29 protein-coding genes are annotated in these 24,072 nt (G+C 71.3%); 13 read left to right on the top strand and 16 right to left on the bottom strand.

What is annotated here, in order from left to right:
* The 16 genes from ACFY1J_RS04130 to ACFY1J_RS04055 form a co-directional block, all read right to left on the bottom strand.
* A partial coding sequence (locus ACFY1J_RS04130; protein ID WP_390730550.1) for a biotin carboxylase N-terminal domain-containing protein occupies window positions 1-517 on the bottom strand: 517 nt, incomplete at its 3' end.
* Window positions 517-732, bottom strand: a complete 216-nt coding sequence (locus tag ACFY1J_RS04125) for an acyl-CoA carboxylase subunit epsilon (protein WP_390730549.1) — start codon at window positions 730-732, stop codon at window positions 517-519. The genes ACFY1J_RS04130 and ACFY1J_RS04125, both read right to left, overlap by 1 nt.
* A 5-nt stretch (window positions 733-737) precedes the next feature.
* Window positions 738-2,357 carry an acyl-CoA carboxylase subunit beta gene (locus ACFY1J_RS04120; RefSeq protein WP_390730548.1) on the bottom strand — a complete coding sequence of 540 codons (1,620 nt, stop codon included), beginning with the start codon at window positions 2,355-2,357 and terminating at the stop codon, window positions 738-740.
* Window positions 2,354-3,325 carry an ACP S-malonyltransferase gene (fabD, locus tag ACFY1J_RS04115; RefSeq protein ID WP_390730547.1) on the bottom strand — a complete coding sequence of 324 codons (972 nt, stop codon included), beginning with the start codon at window positions 3,323-3,325 and terminating at the stop codon, window positions 2,354-2,356. Before fabD ends, ACFY1J_RS04120 begins: the two co-directional genes overlap by 4 nt.
* A gap of 171 nt (window positions 3,326-3,496) precedes the next feature.
* Window positions 3,497-4,270 carry a LuxR family transcriptional regulator gene (locus tag ACFY1J_RS04110; protein WP_390730546.1) on the bottom strand — a complete coding sequence of 258 codons (774 nt, stop codon included), beginning with the start codon at window positions 4,268-4,270 and terminating at the stop codon, window positions 3,497-3,499.
* A gap of 143 nt (window positions 4,271-4,413) precedes the next feature.
* The gene (locus ACFY1J_RS04105) at window positions 4,414-5,100 is read right to left on the bottom strand and encodes a 4'-phosphopantetheinyl transferase family protein (RefSeq protein WP_390730545.1); all 687 of its coding nucleotides are present in this window, start codon (window positions 5,098-5,100) and stop codon (window positions 4,414-4,416) included.
* Between the two features lie 28 nt (window positions 5,101-5,128).
* Window positions 5,129-5,569, bottom strand: coding sequence for a DUF3995 domain-containing protein (locus ACFY1J_RS04100; protein WP_390730544.1), 441 nt, complete (start codon window positions 5,567-5,569; stop codon window positions 5,129-5,131).
* A complete protein-coding gene (fabG, locus tag ACFY1J_RS04095) occupies window positions 5,566-6,312 on the bottom strand; it encodes a 3-oxoacyl-[acyl-carrier-protein] reductase (RefSeq protein WP_390712881.1) in 747 nt (248 codons plus the stop codon). The genes ACFY1J_RS04100 and fabG overlap by 4 nt, the downstream gene beginning before the upstream one ends.
* Entirely contained in the window at window positions 6,305-6,814 is a 510-nt protein-coding gene (locus ACFY1J_RS04090; RefSeq protein ID WP_390712882.1) for a 3-hydroxyacyl-ACP dehydratase FabZ family protein, read from the bottom strand. The genes fabG and ACFY1J_RS04090 overlap by 8 nt, the downstream gene beginning before the upstream one ends.
* Window positions 6,811-7,200 carry a 3-hydroxyacyl-ACP dehydratase FabZ family protein gene (locus tag ACFY1J_RS04085; protein WP_390730543.1) on the bottom strand — a complete coding sequence of 130 codons (390 nt, stop codon included), beginning with the start codon at window positions 7,198-7,200 and terminating at the stop codon, window positions 6,811-6,813. The genes ACFY1J_RS04090 and ACFY1J_RS04085 overlap by 4 nt, the downstream gene beginning before the upstream one ends.
* 39 nt (window positions 7,201-7,239) lie before the next feature.
* The gene (locus ACFY1J_RS04080) at window positions 7,240-8,178 is read right to left on the bottom strand and encodes a beta-ketoacyl synthase N-terminal-like domain-containing protein (protein WP_390712884.1); all 939 of its coding nucleotides are present in this window, start codon (window positions 8,176-8,178) and stop codon (window positions 7,240-7,242) included.
* Entirely contained in the window at window positions 8,175-9,362 is a 1,188-nt protein-coding gene (locus tag ACFY1J_RS04075; RefSeq protein ID WP_390730542.1) for a beta-ketoacyl-[acyl-carrier-protein] synthase family protein, read from the bottom strand. Before ACFY1J_RS04075 ends, ACFY1J_RS04080 begins: the two co-directional genes overlap by 4 nt.
* A gap of 74 nt (window positions 9,363-9,436) precedes the next feature.
* Window positions 9,437-9,817, bottom strand: a complete 381-nt coding sequence (locus ACFY1J_RS04070; RefSeq protein WP_390730541.1) for a hypothetical protein — start codon at window positions 9,815-9,817, stop codon at window positions 9,437-9,439.
* Complete coding sequence (locus ACFY1J_RS04065; RefSeq protein ID WP_390712887.1) at window positions 9,817-10,221, bottom strand: hypothetical protein; 405 nt, start codon at window positions 10,219-10,221, stop codon at window positions 9,817-9,819. The genes ACFY1J_RS04070 and ACFY1J_RS04065 overlap by 1 nt, the downstream gene beginning before the upstream one ends.
* Window positions 10,221-10,547: a DsrE family protein gene (locus tag ACFY1J_RS04060; protein WP_390712888.1), complete on the bottom strand. Its 327-nt coding sequence runs from the start codon at window positions 10,545-10,547 to the stop codon at window positions 10,221-10,223. The genes ACFY1J_RS04065 and ACFY1J_RS04060 overlap by 1 nt, the downstream gene beginning before the upstream one ends.
* A 5-nt stretch (window positions 10,548-10,552) precedes the next feature.
* The gene (locus ACFY1J_RS04055; RefSeq protein ID WP_390712889.1) at window positions 10,553-11,530 is read right to left on the bottom strand and encodes an acyl-CoA thioesterase; all 978 of its coding nucleotides are present in this window, start codon (window positions 11,528-11,530) and stop codon (window positions 10,553-10,555) included.
* Between the two features lie 233 nt (window positions 11,531-11,763).
* On the opposite strand from ACFY1J_RS04055, the gene ACFY1J_RS04050 reads away from it, so the two are divergent.
* From ACFY1J_RS04050 to ACFY1J_RS03990, 13 genes are all read left to right on the top strand, one after another.
* Window positions 11,764-12,918, top strand: coding sequence for a beta-ketoacyl-[acyl-carrier-protein] synthase family protein (locus ACFY1J_RS04050; RefSeq protein ID WP_390730540.1), 1,155 nt, complete (start codon window positions 11,764-11,766; stop codon window positions 12,916-12,918).
* Window positions 12,915-13,841, top strand: coding sequence for a beta-ketoacyl synthase N-terminal-like domain-containing protein (locus ACFY1J_RS04045; protein ID WP_390730539.1), 927 nt, complete (start codon window positions 12,915-12,917; stop codon window positions 13,839-13,841). Before ACFY1J_RS04050 ends, ACFY1J_RS04045 begins: the two co-directional genes overlap by 4 nt.
* A gap of 54 nt (window positions 13,842-13,895) precedes the next feature.
* On the top strand, window positions 13,896-15,530 hold the full coding sequence (locus tag ACFY1J_RS04040) for an MFS transporter (protein ID WP_390712892.1): 1,635 nt from the start codon (window positions 13,896-13,898) through the stop codon (window positions 15,528-15,530).
* 6 nt (window positions 15,531-15,536) lie between these two features.
* The gene (locus ACFY1J_RS04035; RefSeq protein WP_390712893.1) at window positions 15,537-15,971 is read left to right on the top strand and encodes a type II toxin-antitoxin system RatA family toxin; all 435 of its coding nucleotides are present in this window, start codon (window positions 15,537-15,539) and stop codon (window positions 15,969-15,971) included.
* Entirely contained in the window at window positions 15,968-16,999 is a 1,032-nt protein-coding gene (locus ACFY1J_RS04030; RefSeq protein ID WP_390712894.1) for an SDR family oxidoreductase, read from the top strand. Before ACFY1J_RS04035 ends, ACFY1J_RS04030 begins: the two co-directional genes overlap by 4 nt.
* A 35-nt stretch (window positions 17,000-17,034) precedes the next feature.
* Window positions 17,035-17,283, top strand: a complete 249-nt coding sequence (locus ACFY1J_RS04025) for an acyl carrier protein (protein WP_390712895.1) — start codon at window positions 17,035-17,037, stop codon at window positions 17,281-17,283.
* A complete protein-coding gene (locus tag ACFY1J_RS04020; RefSeq protein ID WP_390730538.1) occupies window positions 17,280-18,179 on the top strand; it encodes a hypothetical protein in 900 nt (299 codons plus the stop codon). The genes ACFY1J_RS04025 and ACFY1J_RS04020 overlap by 4 nt, the downstream gene beginning before the upstream one ends.
* A 98-nt stretch (window positions 18,180-18,277) precedes the next feature.
* Window positions 18,278-18,529 carry an acyl carrier protein gene (locus ACFY1J_RS04015; RefSeq protein WP_390712897.1) on the top strand — a complete coding sequence of 84 codons (252 nt, stop codon included), beginning with the start codon at window positions 18,278-18,280 and terminating at the stop codon, window positions 18,527-18,529.
* A gap of 68 nt (window positions 18,530-18,597) precedes the next feature.
* A complete protein-coding gene (locus tag ACFY1J_RS04010) occupies window positions 18,598-19,899 on the top strand; it encodes a beta-ketoacyl-[acyl-carrier-protein] synthase family protein (RefSeq protein ID WP_390712898.1) in 1,302 nt (433 codons plus the stop codon).
* On the top strand, window positions 19,896-21,041 hold the full coding sequence (locus ACFY1J_RS04005) for a beta-ketoacyl-[acyl-carrier-protein] synthase family protein (protein ID WP_390712923.1): 1,146 nt from the start codon (window positions 19,896-19,898) through the stop codon (window positions 21,039-21,041). Before ACFY1J_RS04010 ends, ACFY1J_RS04005 begins: the two co-directional genes overlap by 4 nt.
* Entirely contained in the window at window positions 21,038-22,072 is a 1,035-nt protein-coding gene (locus tag ACFY1J_RS04000) for a beta-ketoacyl synthase N-terminal-like domain-containing protein (RefSeq protein WP_390712899.1), read from the top strand. Before ACFY1J_RS04005 ends, ACFY1J_RS04000 begins: the two co-directional genes overlap by 4 nt.
* A complete protein-coding gene (locus tag ACFY1J_RS03995) occupies window positions 22,069-22,938 on the top strand; it encodes an alpha/beta fold hydrolase (RefSeq protein WP_390712900.1) in 870 nt (289 codons plus the stop codon). The genes ACFY1J_RS04000 and ACFY1J_RS03995 overlap by 4 nt, the downstream gene beginning before the upstream one ends.
* A gap of 5 nt (window positions 22,939-22,943) precedes the next feature.
* A complete protein-coding gene (locus ACFY1J_RS03990; protein ID WP_390712901.1) occupies window positions 22,944-24,041 on the top strand; it encodes a beta-ketoacyl synthase N-terminal-like domain-containing protein in 1,098 nt (365 codons plus the stop codon).
* Window positions 24,042-24,072 lie beyond the last annotated feature (31 nt).

Genomic DNA, 24,072 nt, shown 5'->3' with positions numbered 1-24,072 from the left:
GGGTCCGGGCGACCTTCAGACCACGGCCACCACCGCCGAACGCGGCCTTGATCGCGATCGGCAGGCCGTGCTCCTGGGCGAAGGCCACGACCTCCTGGGCACCGCCCACCGGGTCCGGCGTGCCGGCCACCAGCGGGGCGCCGGCGCGCTGCGCGATGTGACGGGCCGCCACCTTGTCACCCAGATCACGGATGGCCTGCGGCGGCGGGCCGATCCAGATCAGACCCGCGTCCAGGACCGCCTGCGCGAACTCGGCGTTCTCGGAGAGGAAGCCGTATCCGGGATGGATGGCGTCCGCGCCGGACTCACGGGCGGCGTTCAGGACCTTCTCGATGTCCAGGTAGCTGGTGGCCGGAGTGTCACCGCCCAGGGCGAACGCCTCATCCGCGGCGCGGACATGCAGAGCGTCCCGGTCCGGGTCGGCGTAGACGGCCACGCTCGCGATCCCGGCGTCCCGGCAGGCCCGGGCCACGCGGACAGCGATTTCGCCACGGTTGGCGATGAGCACCTTGGAGATCATCGACGGGCCCTCCAGGATCCGGCCGGGAGGCAGCCCTCTTGGTGCGTACGGTCCCAACCCGCTCGACGCGGGGCGGGATCCAGCGGTTCCGGCGTGTTGTGCTCGCCGCCGATGAGTACGGCGATCAGTGCCGCGAGATCCTCCGGGTCCGGTTCTCCTCGGACAACCGTCAGATGCAGCACGGGTGTTGTCGTGTCGCGTGTTGTCGTCATGGTCATCACACCGGCGGGTTGCCGTGCTTGCGCGACGGCAGGTCGGCGTGTTTGGTGCGGAGCATGTCCAGTGCGCGGATCAGGATCGAGCGGGTCTCCGCCGGGTCGATCACGTCGTCCACGAGGCCGCGTTCGGCTGCGTAGTAGGGGCCCATCAGTTCGCTCTGGTATTCCTTGATCTTCTGGGTGCGCACCGCCTCCATGTCGTCGGCGGCCGCGATCTCCTTGCGGAAGATGACGTTGGCGGCGCCCTCGGCGCCCATCACGGCGATCTCGTTCGACGGCCAGGCCAGGGACAGGTCGGTGCCGATGGAGCGCGAGTCCATGACGATGTACGCGCCGCCGTAGGCCTTCCGCAGCACCAGGGAGATACGGGGGACGGTGGCGTTGCAGTAGGCGTAGAGGAGTTTGGCGCCACGGCGGATGATGCCGTCGTGCTCCTGGCCGACGCCGGGCAGGAATCCGGGCACGTCGACCAGCGTGACCAGGGGGATGTTGAACGCGTCGCAGAACTGGACGAAGCGTGCGGCCTTCTCGGAGGCCTCGATGTCGAGGACGCCGGCCATGCTGCCGGGCTGGTTGGCGACGATGCCGGTGACATGGCCGTCGAGGCGGGCCAGTGTGCAGATGACGTTGGCCGCCCAGCGCTCGCTGACCTCGAAGTGCTCGCCGTCGTCGACGATCTCCTCGATCACCTTGCGCATGTCGTAGGAGCGGCTGGGGTCGGCGGGCACGAGGCCGATGAGCGCCTCGGTGCTGCGGATCGGCGAGTCCGACGCCGGTGTCCTGGGCGGGAGTTCACGGTTGTTGGAGGGCAGCAGGGACAGGAGGTAGCGGACCTCTTCGAGGCACTGCTCCTCGTCGTCGTAGGCGAAGGCGGCGACGCCCGAGGTGGCCGCGTGGACGTCGGCGCCGCCGAGTTCGTTCTGGCTCACCCGCTCTCCGGTGACCGCCTGTACGACGTCGGGGCCGGTGATGAACATCTGCGAGGTGCCGCGCACCATGAAGACGAAGTCGGTCAGCGCCGGGGAGTAGGCGGCACCGCCGGCGCAGGGCCCGAGCATCACGCTGATCTGCGGGATCACCCCGGAGCAGCGGGTGTTGCGGCGGAAGATGCCGCCGTAGCCGGCGAGTGCGGTGACCCCTTCCTGGATGCGGGCGCCCGCGCCGTCGTTCAGCGAGATCAGCGGGGCGCCCGCGGACTCGGCCATGTCCATCAGTTTGTGGATCTTCTGGGCGTGGGCCTCGCCCAGGGCGCCGCCGAAGATGCGGAAGTCGTGGGCGTAGACGAAGACCGTGCGGCCGTGGACCGTGCCCCAGCCGGTGATGACGCCGTCGGAGTACGGCTTCCTCGCCTCCATGCCGAAGCCGGTCGCGCGGTGCCGGCGCAGTGCCTCGATCTCGGTGAACGAGCCCTCGTCGAGGAGGAGTTCGATCCGCTCGTGGGCGGTCAGCTTGCCCTTGCCGTGCTGGCGTTCGGTGGCGGCCGGGTCGGGGCCCTGCCGGACCAGGGCCTTGAGTTCGGTCAGTTCGTCCAGCCAGGTGCCGAGGTCGCGCACCGGGGCGGCGGGTACGGCGTCGTCTTCGCTCTGGCGCACGATGCGCAACTCCGTGTCCCCGTTCATACCGCGGCGCCGGAGTGGACGAGCTGGTCGCCGGCGAGTGCGACGGTCTTCGCGAGCCTGCGGGCGTCGTGCGTCGTGTGGACCGGTAGGTCGGGCGCGATCCGCCGGCACAGTCCGGACAGCACATTGCCCGGGCCCACCTCGACGAACCGGCCGGCGCCGGCCGCGGTCAGCGTGTGCACCGCGCCGGTCCAGCGGACCCGGCCCGTGAGCTGGCGGCGCAGGCAGTCGCGTATGTCGTCGACCGAGCGGAGCAGATCCGCGGTGACTCCCGAGACCACCGGCACCCGCGGGGCACGCAGTTCGACCGCGGCGAGCTCGGCGGCGAACTCCTCCTCGATTCCGGCCATCAGGCTGGAGTGGAAGGGCGCGCCCACCTCCAGGACGATTGCCCTGACCGCGCCCGCGTCGCGGGCGTCCGCGCACAGCCGCTCCACCGCGCTCTCCTGCCCCGACACGACGACCTGTCCCGGCTCGTTGTCGTTGGCGACCTCGACGACCTGGCCGGTTCCGGCGGCGGCGCGGGCGCACAGGTCCTCCACGGTGGCCAGGTCCAGGCCGATGACCGCCGCCATCCGGCCCGGGACCTGGACGTTGACCCCGGCCATGAGCTCACCCCTGCGGCGCACCAGACGCAGGGCGTCGCGCCAGTCGAGGACGCCCGCGCCGACCAGGGCCGTGTACTCGCCGAGGCTGTGCCCGGCGACGAGGTCGGGCTCAAGGCCCTGACCACGCAGGACGTCCAGGGTGGCGATGCTGGTCAGGAAGACGGCGGGCTGGGTGACGGACGTGTCGCGCAGTGCCTCCTGTGGGCCCTCCCAGCACAGCCGGGACAGCGGCAGCCCGAGGATCTCGTCCGCTGTCCGGTAGTACCTGTCCTTCAGATCCGGCCGCTGTTCCAGCAGATGGAGTCCCATGCCCACCCGCTGCGACCCCTGGCCGGGGAAGACGAATGCGGTCTTTCCCATCACGGCGCACCCCTTTCACGGGAATCGGTTCATGCCTGGGACGCTAGGCAGCAAGAAGGGACCGGGGCCGGGCAATGGCCGGAAACTGACAGGAGGAGTGCGGGAGGAGTGAATTCCGGCGCGCGGCGCCGATTTCATTGTCAGGATGTTGCGTGCGAGCCGGCCGGAATGTCAGCCGGCCTGCCGCTCCTGATCCCGCTCGCCGCGCAGCAGTCCCGCTTCGGCGGCGAACACTCCCGCCTGGAATCGTGAGTTGGCGCCGAGGAGGCGCATGATCTCCGCGACGTGCCGGCGGTAGGTGCGAACCGACATCGACAGTTCACGAGCGGCGACTTCGTCGATGTACCCCTCGCACAGGCAGATGAGTACTTCTTGCGGGAACTCGTGCCGGATTCGGTCCAGGGACAACGGAACCGCACGTTTCCAAGCACCGGCGAACAGCGCGTTGAAGGCCTGGACGACGGCCGGCGCACGCACCCGCGCGGCGTGCGAGGTGCCCCCCTTGACGTGGCGGGTGAGCACGGTGCGGCCGTCGATGATGACGGCCCCGTGCAGCGGTGCGTCGGTGATGCGGATCTCCAGGTCGTGCCGTGGCCGCTTGAGGTCGAGCAGCCCGAACTGCTCGGCGGTGGACTGGGATCCGAGCATGCGGATACGCACGCCGGGCACACTCTTCGGCGCGCGGGAGAGCACGAAGGTCGGCAGCCCGGCACCGGTGCGGTCCGAGGGCAGCACGACGTCGACGCGGCGTTCGGCCAGGCCGAGTTGGTCGGCGAGCGCCTGAAGTGCCGTGTGGGCATCTTCGGTGGTGGTGAGAAGTGAGACGTTTTCCGCCGAGGCGGCCTGATTGTTCGGGAAAACCGAATCGATGAGCGAACGAATCTCCAGAAGCGCGCTTTCTGCTTCGCGGCTGGATTGTGTTGAGAAATCCGCACGATTAGACACTTTGCGTCCACCCCCGTGGTACGGAAAGCATAACTGCAGTCGAGGCCAACACTACATTGGCGCAAAGTTGACAGTCAACGCGTACCATTTTTAGTGAGGATTGAACAAACTGCGGACAGAAACGTGAGGGTTCCTCAGATTTACTATCTGGCCTGACCAGCCCGCTGGAAGCGGTTGCCGCCGTGTTCACGGGGTACGGCCACCGCGGCCACGAGGGGCGCCGGAAGCGCAAGGTCTCGTATCAGCCAGGCGCGTTCCCGCCCCGGCAGCCCCGCCGTCACGAGCGCGTGCCCGGGTTGTTCCGGGCGGACGTCCAGTTCGTCCAGCGGTTTGACGATTCCTGTCCCGACGGCCTTGAGAACGGCCTCCTTACGTGTCCAGCAGCGGAAGAACAATGCGCTGTGGTCGGCCGCGGGGGCCGCCGCGAGCACCGCGCGTTCCCGTGCGGTCAGCGCCTTGCCGCCGACGGTGGCCAGGTCCAGGGGGCGGCGCTGTTCCAGGTCGACGCCGACGGGGAAGCGGGCCACGGCGAGAAGGCCGTGCCCCGCCGTGTGGGACAGGCTGATCCGCGGCGGTGTGCCGGGGCTCAGCAGGGCGGGCGGGCCGTGCTCCCGGTCGCCGCAGTCGGGGCACGGCGCACGGCCGAGCGGCACCGACTGCGGCTGCACACCGAGCACTTCGCCCAGCAGGCCGCGCACGACCGTACGACCGGTGACGAACGCGGCGGCCCGCTCGGGATCCTTGATCCTGGCGGCCCGCTCCCGCTCGGCGGAACTGAGTACGGCCGTGTCGCCGGCCGGGTCCGAGGAGGTCGTACGCCACCACCACACCTGGACTCCCCCGGCCGCGAGGTACTGTTCAGCGCTTGCTCGCGGCAACCGCGACCACCCCGCCGAGCAGACCGAGGACCACGCACAACGGTGAGTACAGCGCGTTGTTCCAGCGATGGAACTCAGTGGTGGCACCGGAGTTGAGCAGGAAGCCGCCGACGCCCCGGCCCAGCAGGACCAGGGCCAGGGCGTAACTGCCGAGCGTGCGCAGCCAGTCGGGGCCGAGCCCGGGAATGGTCTCGTTGACCATCAAGGTGAGCACGGCACCCGCGATCAGGGCGAGGCCGACCAGCGCGGACAGCGCCGGCGGGGGCATGTTCCCGCTGTCGCTGCCGAGGACGGTCCTGGTGAAGGTCACCTTGTCGGCCAGCGGCCAGGGCGAGAACGCCCAGATGAGATGGAGGCCCCCGATCACCACCAGGGCGACGACCAGGACCGCCGGAACCACGGTGCGGACCACCGTCGTCACAGCACGATCCCGCCGTCGATCTGCACCACGGACCCGGTGATGTACCCGGCCCGGTCCGACGACAGGTACGAGACCAGGTCGGCGACCTCGTCGGCCGTGCCCATCCGGCCGAGCGGCACACCCGAGACCATCTTCTTCGAGTACTCCGCGTCGAGCCCCGACACCATGTCCGTCTCGATGAAGCCGGGCGCGACGGCGTTGACCCGGATCCCGTACCGCCCGACCTCCTTGGCCAGCGACTTGGTGAAGCCGATGATGCCGGCCTTGGTGGCGGCGTAGTTGGTCTGCGAGGCGATGCCGTAGACGCCGGCCACCGAGGAGAGGGTGACGATGGACCCGGAGCGGCGCTTGAGCATGTCGAAGGCGGCCGCGCGGCACACGTTGTAGGTGCCGGTGAGGTTGACGTCGACGACCTCGTTCCACTGCTCGTCGGTCATCAGGAGCAGCGGGTTGTCGCGGACGATCCCGGCCGAAGTGACCAGCGCGTCAATGGGGGCGAGCTGTTCGCCGACCTGCTTGACCAGGTCGCGGACGGCGTCGGCCGAGGCCACGTCGGTCTGTACGGCGAGGATCCGGGTGCCGTACCGGGATGCCTCCTTGCACACCTCGTCGGCCGCCGCCGACCGGGAGGTGTAGCAGAAGGCGACGTCGTAACCGTCCTGGGCGAGCCGCAGCACACACGCGCGGCCGATGCCCCGGGAGCCTCCGGTGACCAGGGCCACCTTGGGGGTCTTTTCAGGCACGGGTCAGCTCTCCTTCGGTGGTGTTCTGCCCGTCCGCGGCGAGTTCGCCGCCCGGGCGCATGGTGATGACGATCGAGCCGACGCTCAGCAGCGGCTCCCCGTCGAGCAGGCTCTCGCCCTCGAAGATCAGCGTCGTGCCGACGCTGCGGACATGGCGGACCCGGTGCTCGACCAGGCTTCCGGGGAGGGCCCGGCCATGGACCTGGATGCCGCTGATCGAGCCGAACAGCATGACCAGGTCGGCGAGTTCCTCGGGGGCGACCTGCTCCCAGAGCGCCAGCACCCCGGCAGCCTGGCACCAGGACTCCACCAGCAGGGCGACCGGATAGGCGTGGTCGGCCTCGGCGGCGCCCTCGGGGATCCGCGCGTAGCAGGGCTCGTTGACGGTGATCGCCTTGACGGCGGTGAGGCTCACGCCCGGCTCGACGGCGGTGACCCGGTCGACGAGCAGGATCGGATAGCGGTGCGGCAGGGTGCCCTTGAGCCGGTCGATGCCGATCACGACGCCTCCCGCGGTGCGTAGCCGAGGCGGACCTGCGCGGTCCTGCCCCGCGAGGTGGACAGGACGGCGTGCGCCTTCCACGCTCCGGCCTTGAGCTTCCACTCCAGCTCGACGGTCACGTCGTCGTCGGGGAAGACGGGGCTCAGGAAGCGCACCGACTCCACGGCGACCAGCTCCAGACCGGCCTCCTCGGCGGGCGGGTTGGCGAGCGCCGCGTGATGGACGGTCTCCACCAGGCAGACCCCCGGGAAGATCGGGAAGCCGGGGTAGTGGCCGCGGAAGACCGGCTCGTCCGCACCGACGGTCAGCCGGGTGAGGGCTCCGGAGGGACGGCGTTCGAGCGTGTCGACGGTGTGCTTCAGCGGGGTGGCGAATGCCACGGACATGATGGGCTCAACTCCTTTCGTACGACGGTTGGTCGGCGGTCATCGGTGGCTGGGCACCACATGGGCGACCGAGACGTTGCCCTGCGCGGCGACCCCGATGACGAGCTGCTCGACGAAGGCGTCCCGCAGCAGGGCCGCGACCTGTACGGCGGGCCCCAGGCAGCCGGCGCCCGCGGTGGCCCTGACGGCTCCCTCGCCCAGCGCGGCCTCCACCGTGCGGGTGACGGCGTCGTCCCCGCCGATCAGCCACACCTGCGGGCGCCGGCCGGCCAGTCCGAGGGCCGCGAACGCGGCGGCCAGCGACCGCTCGGCCTGCTCCTGGCCCCGCGCCGACTCGGCCACCGGCGGCGGCAGCAGGAAGCTGCGCACCTGCACCCGACCGTGGGACCGTCCGCCGCGCGCCTCGACCTCCTCCGCCCGCTCGACGACCAGGGCCACGGCCCCGTCCTCGCTGCCGGACGCACCGGGCTCGGACCGGTCGAGCGGGGACTCGGCGGCCCCGGTGAGCAGCCAGCGGGCTCGGCCGGCGCGCAGGGCCCGTACGCCGTGCTGCACCGCTTCGAGGCCCGCCACCCGGGGGCTGTGCACGCCGAGGCTGAACCCCTTGAGGCCGTGCTCCATGGCGACCCGGGAGCCGACCAGGTTGACCGAGAAGTACGGGACCGTGGCCGGGCTGAGCAGCGTCGAGTCGCCGTCGATCACCGTGCGGTCGAACTCGCCCTGCAGCTCGGACATGCCGTTGTTGGTGCCGACGGTGATCGCGCGCCGGTCCTCGGGCACGTCGGCCAGCTGCGCGCCCGTGTCGGTGAGTGCGCGCGCGGTGGCGGCCAGCAGGTACTGGCTCGCCCTGGGCAAGTACTTGTAGCCGCGGCCGAGTTCGGCCCGGTGGTCGAACCAGCCCCGGGTGCGCCGCCCCTCGGGGTCCAGCACGGCCTCGGTGACCACGCCGATGCCGGTCACCACCAGATCAGCGGTCATCGCGGTTCACCCCGCAGCAGGAGGGACATGTTGTTGCCGCCGAAGGCATAGGAGTTGACCATCGCGGTCCGGCCGGCCGGGGTGCCGGCGGCCACGGGGACATGCACCGGGCACTCGGGGTCGGGCGTGGTCACCGGCAGGTTCGGGGCGAGGTGGCCGTGGTGCAGGAAGAGCGCGGCGGCGACCGTGCCGAGGCCGCCGGAGGCGCCGCCGGTGTGCCCGATGAGCGCCTTCAGGCTGTAGAGCGGCAACTCACGGGTGCGCTCGCCGAAGATCTCGTACATCGCCTGGGTCTCGACCAGGTCGTTGAGCCTGGTGCCGGTGGCGTGCGGGACGACGAAGTCGATGTCGTCGGGGGTGGCGTCCGCCTCGGCCAGCGCGTCCCGCATCGCCCGCACGATCTGGGTGCCGTCCGGGTCGAGGCCGGTCGCGTGGTAGGCCTCGCAGCTCCAGCCCGTGCCGGTGAGCGTGGCGTACACCCGGGCGCCGCGGGCCCGCGCGGTCTCGGCGCGTTCGAGTACGACCGCTCCGGCGCCCTCGCCGAGCACGGTGCCGCCCCGGGTCGCGTCGAAGGGCCGGCAGCTTTCCGGGTCGAGTGCGCCGACCTGGTTGAAGGCGGCGTGCGCGACCCTGGAGTAGGTCTCGAAGCCGCCGACGACGACGGCGTCGGCCTCGTCCGCACGGATCATGTCGGCGCCGATGGCCATCGAATAGCCGCTGCCGGAACAGGCGTTGCTGACGGTGCTCGCGGCGCCCGTCGCGCCGAGGTACCGGGCGACGACCGACGCGGTCGAGAACACCGGCGTCCAGGAGTCGTCCGCCGGGAAGCTCTTGTTCGCCCGCCACTGCTCGATGACGTACGCGTCGGCGATGGACGTCCCCATCACGACGGAGGTACGGCCGTCGGCGAGCACGCCGAGCCCCGCGTCGGCCACCGCCTCGCGGGCGACGCTCAGCGCGGCCCGGGTGGCGTCGCCGATCGCGAAGCCGTCGACGGTGGCCGGCTCGGCGGGCAGGGCGCCCTCGGGCAGGAAGTGGAAGTCCCTGATGGGGACGTGGGCCAGGGGGTCCGGGGCCTGCGCCGCGACCGGCGCGGTGGGACGGAGCAGCCCTTGCCAGAAGCTGTCCACCCCCGCGCCGAGCTGACACAGGGCGCCCAGGCCGGTGATGACGACTTCGGTCACCGTCTGTTCTCCCTTTCTACGAGGCTTTCCATGGCTCGGTGGGGTTGCGCCGGCGGCTCTGCGGGGTGGCGCGGCTACAGGAAGAAGATCCGGTCGTACGCGGCCCAGCGGGCCGCGAACTCGCCCGCTGCCACGCACTCCACCCCGCTGATCAGCCGGTCCTCCCCCAGCCCCAGGGCGGCGAGGTCCTCGCGCTCCACCCGGATGCCGACGCCCAGATCGCGCAGCCGCAGCAGATCGGCGCGCGGTGCGTCGAGCGTGTCGATCAGTCGCTTGCCCACCTGGAGCGGCTCGGGGGCCGCCGGGGCGTCGACCGCGTAGGTCACGGCCTCGCCGCGCAGCAGCACGTCCAGCCCCAGTTGCCGGTGGATCTCGATGCCGAGGAAGAGCGCGTCGAAGTACGCGACCTCGACCGCTCCCCGGTAGGCGCGCTCCACGATCGCCAGTGAGGCCATCAGGCCACCCCCATGAACAGCGTCCTGGTGGCGGCGTGGACATGGCCGCCGAAGGTGTGCGGCGCCCGCATGCGCACCTCGGGGATGTGCCCGGTGGCGCCCCGGTGCTCGCTGCAGGCCCGGCAGCCGAACCAGTGCAGCCGCCCGGGGAAGGTCTCCAGGAGTTCCCGGATCAGTACGACGGTGGTCGGGTACTCGGCGTAACGGTCGAGCAGATTGGCCGGCTTGGCCTCACCGAGCGCCTCCTGGCTGAGCATGGTGCTGTAGCCGCAGGCCCAGACCTGGACGCTCGCGCCGCGTTCCAGCAGGGCCTGGAGCAGCCGGAAGACCGAGGTGGTGAGCTCGCCGGTGTGCGGTGGGCCCATCACGACGAGCAGGACGTCCGTCTGCGGGGTGCGGGCCATCAGTGCCACACCACCCTGGTGTCGGGGGCGAGCAGTTCGCCCGCCACCTCGTCCATCCCGACCAGCCGTGCCTGTGCGGGCAGTCGGTCCGCGTCCAGGCCGCGCTGGGCCAGCGCATAGCGGTCGACCCACAACTCGGCGCCGCAGGAAAGGAGTTCGTCCAGTGCGGGCTGTGCTCCGGGCAGTGCGGCGGTGACGCCCTCCTGGACGAGGACCAGCCGGACCGGGTGGCCGGAGCGTGCCAGCGTCGTCGCGTCGCCGAGGAAGCGGGCGCCGGCCGGTCCCGAGGCGGGTCCGGACGACTCGATCAGCACGAAGTCGGGCACGGGGGTCACTCGCCCCGCAGCGCCGTGAGGACGTGCTCGTCGAAGGGGACGAGGGCCCAGTCCTTGCGGTCGGAGAACACCGCGTAGCCGTGCACGATGGTGCCGGTGGCGGTGGGGATGAGCTTGCCGTCGCGGATGACGTAGCAGTCCATCCGCGAGGTGTAGGTGAGGTCCTTGAAGATGTCCTCGACGGTGAAGACGATGTGCAGCTCCTCCTCCATCAGCGCCTCGTCCAGGAAGCGGATCTTGGAGTGCGGGACCACGGGGATCCACTTGCGCTCGTCGAGGAGGGTCTTGATGGAGATGCCGCGGTGGGCGACGAAGCGGTCCTTGGCCTCCTCCATCAGCCGCAGATAGCCGGACATCTGCAGGCGCTCGTTGTTGTGGCAGTACGGGTAGGCGATCCGCCAGCGCCAGGCGATGGCGTTGCTGCCCTCGACGAGTTCCTTGAGCAGCGGGTCCGTCGCGTGGGTGGCGGTCAGACCGAGGTCCGCGCTCGGGACGAGTTCGGCGTCCCGCGCCGGCTCGGCGGTCGCGATCCGCTCGACGGTGTACGGGGCCAGCTCGGCCGGGACCGAGTCGGCGGGGTCGACGTAGCGCTCGCGGCGCAGGGCGACCCGCACCTTGGCGGTGACGTCCTTGTTCTTGCCGTCCTTGGAGAGGGTGACCGCGAAGGTCAGCGCGGTGCCGTCGCCGGTGGGGCGGACGGTGGCGGTGGCCGTCTCGTCCAGGTGGAAGGCGTTGAGGATACGGGTGTCCAGCTCGGCGAGCTCCAGGCCGAGGCCGTACTCCTCGAACAGGATGCGCGAGGACAGCTCCGCGGCGCGGAAGTGGGCGAGTACGGCCTCCTCGACCAGGTAGTTGACGTGCTTGAAGCCGATCCAGGTGTTGATGTTGTTGCCCTCGTAGCGGGGGCGCACCTCGGTCTCGGTGGCCGCCGTGGTGAGCGCGGCCAGCTTTTCGGTAAGTGATGCGAATGCCATCGGAATTACCCGTTCCTTTTCTGGTCCAGTGACTGGGCCATGGCCCTGCGGACGCAACGAAACGTAGGGGCAACACCAAGTTGTGCCCGGGGTCTTGACAGCTTCCTGCAGGTGGTGTCCGGGGTTATGTACCAGGGCGTTTCAGCTTCCTGCCGGTTCGCCGTTCCGGCGGATTCCCCGGCCTAATGTCGCCCCCGGAAACAGGGGTTTGCGCAGACGGGGAGTTGTGCACGGTGACTGAGATCGCCATGACCGGCCTGGGCGTGGTCTGCCGGCTGGGCCGAGGAGTCGAGACGTTCTGGGCGGGGGTACAGGCCGGTTCCACCGCCGTCGCCGACCGGGTGCCGGACCCGGATCTGAAGGTTCCGCTGCCGCTGTACTACCTGGTGCCGGGCGAGGCCTCGGATGCGGCGCCCGCGACCCGCTACACCGGGGACGCCGGTCTGGAGGCGTACGCCGATGCCGGGCTCGACGGGGTGCCCGCGTCCCGCATCGCCGTGGTGATGGGGTCGAGCGTCGGCGATGCCCGGCAGGTCGAGCGGGCCCGCGCGGGGCAGGTGCCGCCGGTGGCGGACGCCTCGCCGCCGTTCGTGCTGGCCTCGGAGCTCGCCGCCCGGATCGGCGCCGGAGCCGGAGCGGTCAACCTCAGCAACGCCTGTGCGGGCAGCGGGTACGCCATCGCGATGGGCGCGGAGTTGATCCGCTCGGGCGAGGCCGACGTGGTGATCGCGGGCGGGGCCGAGGCCTACTCCCGGGTGACCGTCGCCGCCTTCAACCAGATGGGCGCCCTGGCCCCCGACCGGCCCCGCCCCTTCGCCCACGACCGGGCCGGGGTCGTACTCGGCGAGGGCGCGGGAGCCGTCGTACTCGAATCCGCCGACCATGCGCGGGCGCGCGGCGCCCGGCCCTACGCGACGCTCGCGGGCGCCGGCTGGAGCTGCGACGCCGCCCACCCCACCGCGCCCGACCCCACGGGCGCCCAGGCCGGACGGGCGATGCGGGCGGCGCTGGAGGAGGCGGGGTTCGGCCCGGACGAGGTCACGCTGATCGTGCCGCACGCGACCGGGACCAGGCTCAACGACAGCACCGAGGCCGCCGCGATGGGCGCGGTCTTCGGTGCCCGGCTCGGCGCGATCCCGCTGCACAACCTCAAGGCGGTCGTCGGCCATCTGGCGGGCGGGGCAGGGGTGTTGGGCACGGTTTTCGCGGCCCTCTGCTTCCACCACGGCACGGTCCCCGGCAATCCGGCGACGACCGCGATCGACCCCGAGTGCCCGGTTCACCTGCCCACCGGGCCCACCGAACTCCGCTTTGGAGTCGCGCTGGTGAACGCCTACGCCTTCGGCGGCAACAACATCTCCCTGGCCCTGACCGGAGCACCCTCATGACCTTCGTCGTATCGGCGCTCGACGCCATCGCCCCGCCGCGGCCCGGCGCGACCGGCTGGTTCGACCAGCGGGCCGAACTCGGCCGTGGCTACCGGCACCTGCCGCCGTCCGCCCAGTATCTGCTGGCCGCGGTCAAGCGGACGCTGGCCCAGGACGGCATCGGTGACGCACTGCTCGCCGTCCCAGAGGAGCGGCGTGCGGTCGCGGTCGGCACCAACCATGCGGTGGCCGGCATCCACGCGGAGATCGACCGGGCCACGGTCGACGGTGAGGCGCACCTGCTCTCGCCGACCGCCGTCCCCTACTTCTCGCCGAACCTCATAGCGAGCCGGGTCGCCATGGAGCACGCGCTGAAGGGCTTCAGCCTGGCCGTGCACACCCCGCGCACCGCCGCTCTGGAGGCCCTCCAGGCCGGGCTGCGCGCGCTGCGCTCGGGGCGGGCCGACTGGCTGCTGGCCGGGGCGACCGAGGCGGTGCCGCCGGAGTCGGACAAGGCGGCGGTGACCGTGCCGGGTGCGGCCGAGGAGGGTGCGCTCGCCCTGGTCGTAGAGCCGGAGGTGGCGGTATTCGCCGGGGGCCGGCGGGCGCTGGGGCGGGTCGCGGTGCGGTCCGTGTTCGTGCCGCCGGGGCGGGCCGGGGTCCCGGAGGAGGTGCGGGCGGCGGTGGGCGTCCTGCTCGACGGGCTCGCGGCCGAAGCCCGACGGGCAGCCGAAGCCCAACTGGCAGGGGACGGTTCCCGGGTCGCGGAGGCGGTCGCAGCCGCGCTCGGAGTCCCCGCGGAGCCTTCCGGAGCCGGCTCCCTGCGCCCCCTCCAGGCGATCGCCACGGCGCTCACCCGGCCGGCGGGACCGCGACTCGTCGTCGCCGCGACCGCCGTGGGAAACGTCTCCGCCGCCCTCGTCACCCCCACGACGCCCGGCTGACTCCGCTGCCTTCGACATCGCCCCTCTCAACACCGCAATGAAGGAGAGCACTTGATGGCAACACAAGCAGAAGTCCGGGATCCCGGCGGGGAGTCCGTCGCGTCGGGCCGCGGCTGGACGCTGGCCGTGGTCTGCATCGCGACGTTCATGCTCATGCTCGACCTCACCGTCGTCAACGTGGCCCTGCCCGACATGCGGGTATCCCTGGACGCCGACTTCTCCGAGCTGCAGTGGGTCCTCGACTCGTACGCGCTGACGCTGGCCGCGTTCCTGCTCACCGGCGGCTCGCTCGCCGACCGGCTGGGCCGCAAGCGGATCTTCAACGCCGGGTTCGTCGTGTTCACGCTGGCCTCGCTGGGCTGCGGTGTCTCGCAGAGCATCCTGCAGCTCAATCTCGCCCGTGGGCTTCAGGGCGTGGGCGCCGCCGTGCTGTTCGCGGTCGGCCCCGCGCTGATCGGCCACGAGTACCGGGGCAAGGACCGCGGCCAGGCCTTCGGGATCTTCGGCGGTGTCGTCGGTCTGGCGATCGCCTTCGGCCCGCTGATCGGCGGCGGCCTCACGGACGCGCTGAACTGGCGCTGGATCTTCCTGGTGAACGTGCCGATCGGGGCCGTCGCCCTGGCCATCGGGGCGCTGCGCATCCGTGAGTCCCGCAATCCGGACAGCCACCGGGTCGACTGGGCGGGCCTGGTGGTCTTCTCCAGCGCGCTCGGCCTGCTGGTGACCGGCTTCCTGCGCGGGCACGCGGAGGGCTGGGACAGTGCGCCGATCGTGTCGATGTTCACCGGTTCCGCCGTGCTCCTGGTGCTGTTCGTCTTCATCGAGCGCAGGCGCGGCGATGCCGCCATGCTCGATCTGTCGATGTTCCGCATCCCGACGTTCATCGGGATGTCCGCGGCCACGCTGCTGTGGAACTCCACCGTCCTGAGCGCGATCTTCCTGCAGATCTCCTATCTGCAGAACGTGCTCGGCTTCAGCCCGCTGGGCACCGGTGTCCGCTTCCTGCCGATGACCCTGACGCTGTTCGTCGTCGCGGGCGTCACCGGCCTGCTGGTCGCCAAGGTGTCCCCGAAGCTGCTCGCCGTGCTCTCGGGCACGCTGATGGCGAGCGGCCTGTTCCTGGTCACCCTGGTGCGGCACGACAGCAAGTGGACCGTGCTGCTGCCCAGCATGCTCGTGGCCGGTGTCGGCATGGGCATCTACCAGCCGCTGCGGGCCGCCCTCTCGGTCGGCATGGTGGAGCCCGACAAGGCCGGCATGTCCTCCGGGATCGCCGAGACCTTCCAGCAGGTCGGCGTCGCCCTGGGCATCGCGGTGTTCGGCGCGGTCTTCCAGAGCCGGGTCGCCGACTCGTTCGCCGGCTCGCAGGCGGCGGGCGAACTCGGTGGGAAGGCCGATCAGTTCGGCGACGCGGTGTCCACCGGCGCCGTCGGCGAGATGGCCAAGGCCCTGCCTCCGGAGCTCGCCGGGAAGGTCGCGGAGGCGGCACGGTCCGCCTTCGTCGACGGCCTGCACGACGTACTCGTCGCCTCCTCCACGGTGACCGCCGTGGGCGCCGTCATCGCGCTGCTGTGCATCCGCTCCAAGGATCTGCACGAGAGCGCGCGGGGCGACCAGCTCACCGACCTCGACGCCGAGTTCCGCGATCTGCCGGAGCTGGACGGCCTCTCACGCAACGCGAAGGACTGACCGACCATGCCCACCATCACCACCCGACAGACGACCGGGCAGTCCCCCGGCCGCATCTGGGACGCCGTGCTCGACTGCGCGTCCATCCCGTCGTACGTCCCCGAGGTCGCCGAGGCCCAGATCCTCGACCAGCACGGCGACCGGCGCACCACCCGCTGGGCCGTGCTGCTCGGCGGACCCCGCCTGGAGTGGGTGGAGGAGGAGACCATCGACCACGAGCGACGCCGTATCGACTTCCGCCACATCGAGGGCCCGCTGTCCCGCTGCACGGGCCACTGGCAGATCGACGCCGCCGGCCCGCACACCTGTGTCGAACTGCACCTCGACTTCGCGATCGGCATCCCGCTGATGGACGCCATGCTCGGCCCGGTCGCCGAGCGGACCCTGCGCACCTTCACCGAGTCCGCGCTGGCCGGCGTAGCCCCGAGGAGCACCCGATGAAGATCCTGCTGACCGGGTCCGGGGGCGTGGTGGGCAGCGAAGTCCTTGCCCAGTTCGCCGAGTTCACCCAGTCCGGGGGGAAGGCCGAGGTCACCGCCGTCACCCGGCGCCCCTCCCGCCCGGAGGAGTCCGGCTGGGTGCTGGGGGCCGAGCCCGCCCCCGAGGAACTGCGGCGGCAGCACTGGGACGTGGTGATCCACAGCGCCGCCTCCACCCGGTGGACGATGACCAAGGACGAGGCGATCGCCGCCAACGTCCGTACCACCGAGGCCGTCCTCGAACTCGCCGACGCCGACACCCACGTCGTGCACATCTCGACGGCGTATGTCGACGGGCAGGAGGGGGCCGCCCGGGACCCCGAGTACGGCCGCTACCGCAACGGCTACGAGTGGTCGAAGGCCGAGTCCGAGGACGTCGTCCGCACCCGGCACGCCGGTCCGCTGACGATCGTGCGGCCCCCGCTGGTCTTCGGCCGCGGCACCGACGGCGCGATCGCCCGCCTGTCGGGCCCGTACGCGATGGTGCAGTCCCTGGTCTCCGGCCTGGCGCCCGCGCTGGTCGGCGATCCGGACGGCTTCATCGAGATCTCGCCCGTCGACCAGGTGGCGGAGGTCATCGTCGCCGCCGCGCTCGGGGAGCCGCCGGCCACGCCGACGGTGGAGACGATCGCCGCGGGCGAGGGCTGTCTGCGGGTCTCGGACATGGTGGCCGTCATCACCGGGACCATCAATGACTGGCGGGCCGAGCGGGGCATCGCGCCGATCCCGCTCGCGCCCGTCATCCCCGCCGCCCACTGGCACGGCTTCTACCTCCCGCTCATGGCACCGCACCTCTCGGACGTGCAGCAACGCGCCGTCGACCTGCTGAGCATGTTCGAGAGCTACACCAGCATCCCGGCCCCCTTCACACCGACGAAGACGGTCCGGGACCCGGCCGGCCTGCTGTCCCACTCGGTCCGCTGGTGGGCCGACGCGAAGCCCCGGCACGCGAAGCGGCTGCCGGAGCCCTGGCAGCTGGTCGCGGCCTGACATCCCACACCACTCACTCTCGTAAGGAAACAGAAATGACCACTGCCACGCTCGAAAAGGAATCCCTGCGTGAACTCGTCGCCGACGCGCTCGACGTCGAGATAGAGGACGTCACCGACGACGCCCTCTATGTCGAGGACCTCGGTGTCGACTCGCTGATGGGCCTGGAAATCCTGGTCCAGCTGGAGAAGAAGTTCGGCGTCAAGATTTCCGAGAAGGAATTCGGCGAGATCACCAACTTCGGCCAGACCTACAGCCTGCTCAGCTCGAAAATCGCCGGATGAGCGGGCACCCACGCTGCCGGTCGGTCCGTGCCCCCTTCACGGGGGTCCGGGCCGACGGCGTACAGCTCCGGCTGGACCCCGCCGAGCCCGTGTTCCACGGCCACTACCGGGGCTTCCCGATCTTCGCCGGGGTCTTCCTGGCCGAAACGGCCCACCAGGCCGCCCTCGACCTCGCCCCGGCCGGGGTCCCCGAACTACGCCTGGCCCGCCTGGAGTCGGCCCGCTTCCTGCACCCCGCCTACCCCGGCGACACCCTCACCTTCTCGCTCCGCTGGAAGCAGGACGGTACGGAGTGGGTGTGCCGGGCGACCGCCGCCACCGAGCGCGCCCCGGTGGCGAGGATCCGGCTGCGGTACGCGGAGGCAGGCGCCGCCTCCCCCCTCGTACCGCCCGACTTCCCCGCCCAACTCCCCAACGGTCTGGGTCCGTTGTCGCTACCTGAGCTGATGGCCCGCATCCCGCACCGGGACGAGATGCTGCTGATCGACCGGGTGCTGTCCTTCGAGCCCGGTGGGCCGGTCAGGGCCGAGAAGGCGGTGACGTACGGCGAACCCTGGTACCGGCATCTCGACTCCGAGGCGAAGGACCCAGCGGCGTACGCCTATCCGATCGGCCCGCTGATGGAGTCCTTCAACCAGGCCGCGGCGGTCCTCGCCACGGCCGACAAGGCGAACACGGACGTGCTCGCCGAAGAGGTACTGATGCTGGGCAGCTACACCCACGTGGCCTTCGGGGCCCCGGTGTTCCCCGGCGACACCCTGGAGCACACCGTCCGGCTGGCACGCACGGTCGACGGCATCCAGATCTTCGAGGGCAGCACGCGCGTGCGTGGCGAACTGGTCCTCACGGTGGACCAGGCCGTGCTGGCCCGCCGGCCCGCCGATCGCATTCGCTGACAGCTTCCTGCCGCTGCCGCGCCGAACGCCTTCCCGACGGTCAAGAATCAAGTCACGGAAACAATTTCCGGCCCAAGCCATTCGCAAGGAGACAAAGCATGTCCACCGAACTCGCCGAGCGCACCGAAACCATCAAGGAAATCGTCTGCGACATCCTCGAAATAGAGCAGGACGAGGTCACCCGGACGAGCCTTTTCAAGGAGGACCACAACGCGGACTCGCTGCGCGCGATCGAGATTCTCGCCGCGCTGGAGAAGGAGTTCAGCGTGGTCATCAACCAGAGCGAGCTGCCCCGCATGGTGAACATCGAGGGCGTCTACCAGGTCGTCGCCGAGGCCGCCGGCTGGTAGTCCCCGCCCGGATCCGGGCCGGTCCCGGATCCGGGTGCGGACCAACGACTGTGGATCGGAAGGGTGGCATGTCAGCACAGCACAGCGCACAGCGCGCCATCGGGCCGGCCGGGGAAGCGACACGCCACCGGGTCGTCCTCACCGGATTCGGCGTGGTCTCCAGCATCGGCCTCGGCGTCGCCGAGTTCCTGCGGGGGCTGCGGGAGGGCCGCAGCGGGGCCCGGCCCATCTCCGTGTTCGACACGGAGGGGTTCTCGCACTCGACGGGCTGCGAGGTCACCGGGTTCGACCCGGCCCAGTGGGTCACGGAGCTCGATCTGGACCAGTTGGGCCGGGCCACCCAGTTCTCGGTGGCCGCCGCCCGCATGGCACTGGAGGACTCGGGACTCGGCCTCGACCGGCTCCGAGAGCAGCGCGGTCTGATCTCGATCGGCACGACCGACGGGGAGTCCTACGACCTCGACCGCCTCGTCGAGACCGAACTCACCGAGGGTGCCGCGCAGTTGGACCCGGTGGCCGTGCGCCGGGTGCCGGCGGGCCGGCTCTCGGTGGCCATCGCCCAGGAGCTGGGCCTCAGCAACGTCGAGGCGGTGACGGTGCCGACCGCCTGCGCGGCCGGCAACTACGCCATCGGCTACGGCTTCGACGCGGTGGCCTCCGGGGAGGCCGAGTTCGCGTTCTGCGGCGGCGCGGACGCCATGTGCCGCAAGACGTTCACCGGCTTCTACCGGCTCGGCACCATCGCCCCGGACCGCTGCCAGCCGTTCGACGCCGACCGCAAGGGCATCCTGACGGGCGAGGGCGCCGGCGTCCTCGTACTGGAGCGGCTGGACGCCGCCCTCGCCCGCGGGGCGCACATCTACGCGGAGGTACTGGGCTACGGCCTCAACTGCGACGCGTACCACCAGGTGGCCCCGAACCAGGACAGCGTCGCCCGCGTCATGCGGCTCGCCCTGGAGAACTCCGGGGTCAAGCCGGACCAGGTCGACCTGGTCTCCGCGCACGGCACCGGGACCAAGGCCAACGACGTCACCGAAGTCGGCGCCATCCGCCAGGTGTTCGGGGACACCCCGCCGCGCACGGTGTCGGTCAAGTCGATGCTCGGGCACAGCATGGGCGCGGCCAGCGCGCTGGGCGCGATCGGCTGCGCGCTGGCCATCGACAACCGCTTCGTACCGCCCACGATCAACCACGTCACGACCGACCCGGAGTGCCAGGTCGACTGCGTGCCCAACGAGGCGGTCGAGGCGGACCTGAGGGTCGTCCAGAACAACGGCCTGGCCTTCGGCGGCAACAACGCGGTGCTGCTGCTGGGCCGTTACGACGCCCCGGCCGATCCGATCCGAGCGAAGGAGGACACGCTGTGCTGAGCCAGGCCATCACCGGCATGGGCGCCGTGGCGAGCACGGGCAGGGGGATCGACGACCTCTTCGAGGCCCTGTGCGCCGGCGTCACCGGCCACGCCCCGCTGCGCGGCTTCGAGCGCTCCAACTTCCGCGCCCAGTACGCCTACGAGGTCGACGACCGCCCGGCCGAGGGCGTGGACGTCCCGGCCCGCGCCACGGCTCTCCTGCTGGACGCCGTCGCCCAGGCGGCCAAGGACGCCGGCCTCGGCGAGGACCTGAGCGGCATCCCCGTCCTGGTCGGCACGGGCCTGCGCGAGCTGCGCTCCCTGGAGCTGTGGTGGCGCGGGGAGGGCGAACTCACCGAGCACGACCTGGACTTCGGCCCCGCCCTGCGGGAGCGGTTCGGCGCGCGGCAGACGTACACCTTTTCCAACGCCTGCTCGGCCTCGCTGTACGCGCTCGCCCTCGGCTCGGACCTGCTGACCCAGCCGGACGGCCCGGACACCGTCGTGGTGGCCGGCGTCGACGTCCTGACCGAGAGCATGTACGGCCTGCTGGAGCGGGTGCATCCCGAGCCGCCGGAGCGCGTACGGCCCTTCGACCGCAACCGCACCGGTGTGCTGATGGGCGACGGCGCGGCCGCGGTCGTACTGCGCCGGCAGGCCACCGGGGCCGAGGGCCAGCAGGTGCACGGCCGGCTGCGCGGCGTGGCGGTCAACTGCGACGCGTACCACGCCACCGCGCCCTCCCCCGAGGGAATCGCCGAGGCGATGCGGCAGGCGTACACCACCGCGGCGATCGAGCCCGCCGGGATCGACCTGGTGATGCTGCACGGCACGGGCACCCTCCTCAATGACGAGGCGGAGGCCGTGGCGCTGGCCGAGGTGCTCGGCCCGGACGCCGGCAAACCCCTGATGACGGCCATCAAGTCGATGACCGGTCACACCTCGGGCGGCTCCGGCCTGCTCAACCTGGTGATCGGCCTGCGGGCGATGGACCAGGGCCGGATACCGCCGACGGTCGGCCTGGACGACCCGGTGGACGAGGCGGCGGCCTTCCGTTTCGTGACGGCGGCCGAGCGCCGCGCCGATGTGAAGACCATGCAGCTGAACGCCTTCGGCTTCGGCGGCATCAACGCGGTGGCGATTGTGGAGGCGGCCCGATGAGTGGTTCGGTGGTCATGACCGGCGTCAGCGTCCTGGTCCCCGGGGCGGACACCCCGGCGGCACTGGCCGCGGGACCGGCGGCGGACGGCCGGCCCGTCGCGCCGGAGGTGCTGGTCGGCAAGAAGGGCCTGCGCTACAAGGACCGGGCGACCCAGCTCGCGTACTGCCTGGCCTCCGGCGCCCTGATGGACACGGGGCTGCTCGACGAGGACGGGCTGACCGTCCCGGGGACCAGCATCGGAGTCGTGGCCAGCTCCAACTTCGGCAACCTGGACACGGTCACCCGCGCCCTGGACACGATCAGGGCACAGACGGTGACGGCCACCTCGCCGATGGACCTGCCGAACGCCTCCAGCAACGTCATCGCCTCCTCTGTGGCGATCAGGTTCGGCCTGCGCGGACCCAACCTGATGGTCTGCAACGGCGCCACGTCCGGTCTGGACGCGCTGCACTGGGCGGCCACGATGATCCGCTCGGGGCGCGTGCGGCGCGTACTGGTGATCGGGGTGGAGCCGGACAACGAGCCGGTACGGCGGCTGCTCGGCGACGGGCGTACGGGCGTGGACGGCGGCGCGGCCGTGGTGGTCGAGGACGCCGAGGCCGCGCTCAGCAGGTCGGCCGACATCCGGGCGGTCTACGGCGGTTACGTGATGACGGACGGGGTCCGCTCCTGTGTCGAGAGCCTGGCCCGCGGACACGGCCCGGCCCCGGTGCGCTGGCAGCTCTCGCGGGACACCGCGGACTTTCTGCCCGACGATCTGCTGCCCGGCGTGCCGCGGGCCGTCTTCGGCGCCGGACTCGGCGAGGCGTCCGGGGCGCTCGGGGTGCTGCAGTGTGCCGCGGCGACCGGGTGGTTCGACGAGGGCGGCACGGGCCCTGTGTACGCGGTGGCCGGCGCGGGTCTGCGGGGCGCCACGTCCGGGGTGTGCCTGCTGGATCCTTCCGCGGTCCCTGCCGGGGTTGCCTCCGCGGCCGGTGCGGCGGCCGCTTCGGTGACCCCTGTGGGGGCCGCTGCGGGGAGCCCACGGTGATTCGTCCCCCCGAACCGTCGGCTCCCGTCGTGCTGCGGCGGCACTCCGGTGCCGCCGCAGCAGGCGCCCCCAGGATCCTGTTCCTGCACGGCCTCGCGGGCACGGACACGGTGTGGGACGAGACCGCCCGGCAGCTGGGCACCGACGACTACGACATCTGGTCCGCGGCACTCCCCTGGCGTGGGCAGGGCGTGACGGGCTGGGGCCGCAGCGCGGACCTCACGCCCTGGGTGGAGGAGGCGCTGGTCTCCGTACCGGGCCCGGTGGATGTCGTGGTCACCCACTCGATGTCGTCGAACGTGCTGCTCGAACTGCTGGACAGGACCGCCGAGTCGGACGGCGGAGCACTGCGCCGCTTCGGCATCCGCGCCCTGGTCCTCGTCTCCCCCTTCTACCGGGCCTCGGCCGAGGAATTCGACTGGTCGACGATCACCCACTACCTCAACAACTTCCACCTCATCCTCCAGGAGGGCATCCGGGCCCACTCCGGCGGCCGGGTGTCGACGGAGACCGAGGCCGCCATGGCGGAACGGGTGCGGGAGTGGATCGGCCCGTACGGCTGGATCCGCTTCTTCGACCTATTCCTGCGCACGCCCGAACTGCTGACGGCGCGGATCACCGTGCCCTGCCTGGTCATCGGCGGCACGCACGACATCGCGACACCGTCGGAGCACGCGGTCGCGCTGGCGGATGCGCTGCCGGACGCACGGCTTCGTGTGCTCGACGGCAGCGGCCACTTCCCGATGGTGGACGAGCGGGCCGCTTTCGGTGCCGAACTCAGGACGTTCCTGGATTCCGTCCTGCAGAACCCGCCCGTGCACCAGGCACCTCTCACCACTCTCACCACCCTCACCACAGAAACGTGACGATCATGAGTGCAACCGAAACGCTCGGCCGCCGCCCGGTCATCACCGCCTGGTCCGCCGTCTCGCCGTTCGGCGTCGGCCGGGCCGCCTTCACGGAAGGCATCAAAGAGCGCCGTACGACCACGGCACCGCTCGGGCCGTCGTACGACAGCATCCCGTCACCCAGCGCCTGTCTGGTACCGGGCTTCGACGTCCGTACGGCCCTCGGCCGCAAGGGCACCCGTTCCATGGACCGGGTCACCGGCCTCACGGTCACCGCGGTCGGCGCGTTGCTCGGCGAGAGCGAGCGCAACCAGCGGGTGGGCACGGGAGAGGGAGCGGCGTTCGCGCTGGGTACGACGACCGGCAGCGCGCAGAGCATGATGGACTTCACCCGCGACTCGCTCACCGGTGAGCAGCCGTTCTTCGTGGACCCCGCGCAGTTCCCCAACACCGTGATGAACTGCGCCAGCGGCCAGAGCGCGATCTGGTACCAGCTCAAGGGCCCCAACACCACGATCGCAGGCGGCCGTGCGGCCGGCCTGCACGCCCTCAACTACGCGCGCAGGCTGCTTGCTTCGGGCCATGCGGAGAGCGTGCTGTGCGGTACGGCGGAGGAGTTCTCACCGGCGCGGGCGTGGCTGGAGCACCACGCGGCCACGGCGGAGTCGCTGCCGCTGGGCGAGGGCAGCTCCATGCTGCTCGTGGAACCCGCCGGGGCGGGCGACCAGCCGGTGCTGGCCGAGGTCCTGGCGGTCGAACTGGGCGTGGTGCTGGGCGAGGACGTGCGGGCGGCTCTGTCCTCCTGCCTGCGCCGCGCGCTGGCCCAGGCAGCGGTGGAACCGTCGCGGATCGTGGCGGTGGCCCGCTCCTGCAGCACCGGCGGAGCGGGAGCCGACGAGGTCTCGGCCGTCGCGGATGTGCTCGGCGACGGGACCGGGGCCGTGGACCTGGCCCCCCATGAGCTGATCGGCGACACGGGAGCGGCCGCGGCCGGCTTCCAGACGGCGTCCCTGCTGGCGTACGCCGAGACCCACCCGTCCGCGGCCGCCGGCGGGATCGGCCTGATCACGTCGGTGGACCGCACGGGCTCGGTGGGCTGCGCCCTGCTCCGCCTGCACTGAACCATCCCGATTCTCCAAGGAGTTCATTCCC

Source organism: Streptomyces sp. NPDC001406, from assembly GCF_042895285.1.
In the GTDB taxonomy this organism is placed as follows: Bacteria; Actinomycetota; Actinomycetes; order Streptomycetales; family Streptomycetaceae; genus Streptomyces.
The sequence above is the reverse complement of the archived record's forward strand: the minus strand, read 5'-3'. Positions and strand labels throughout refer to the sequence as shown.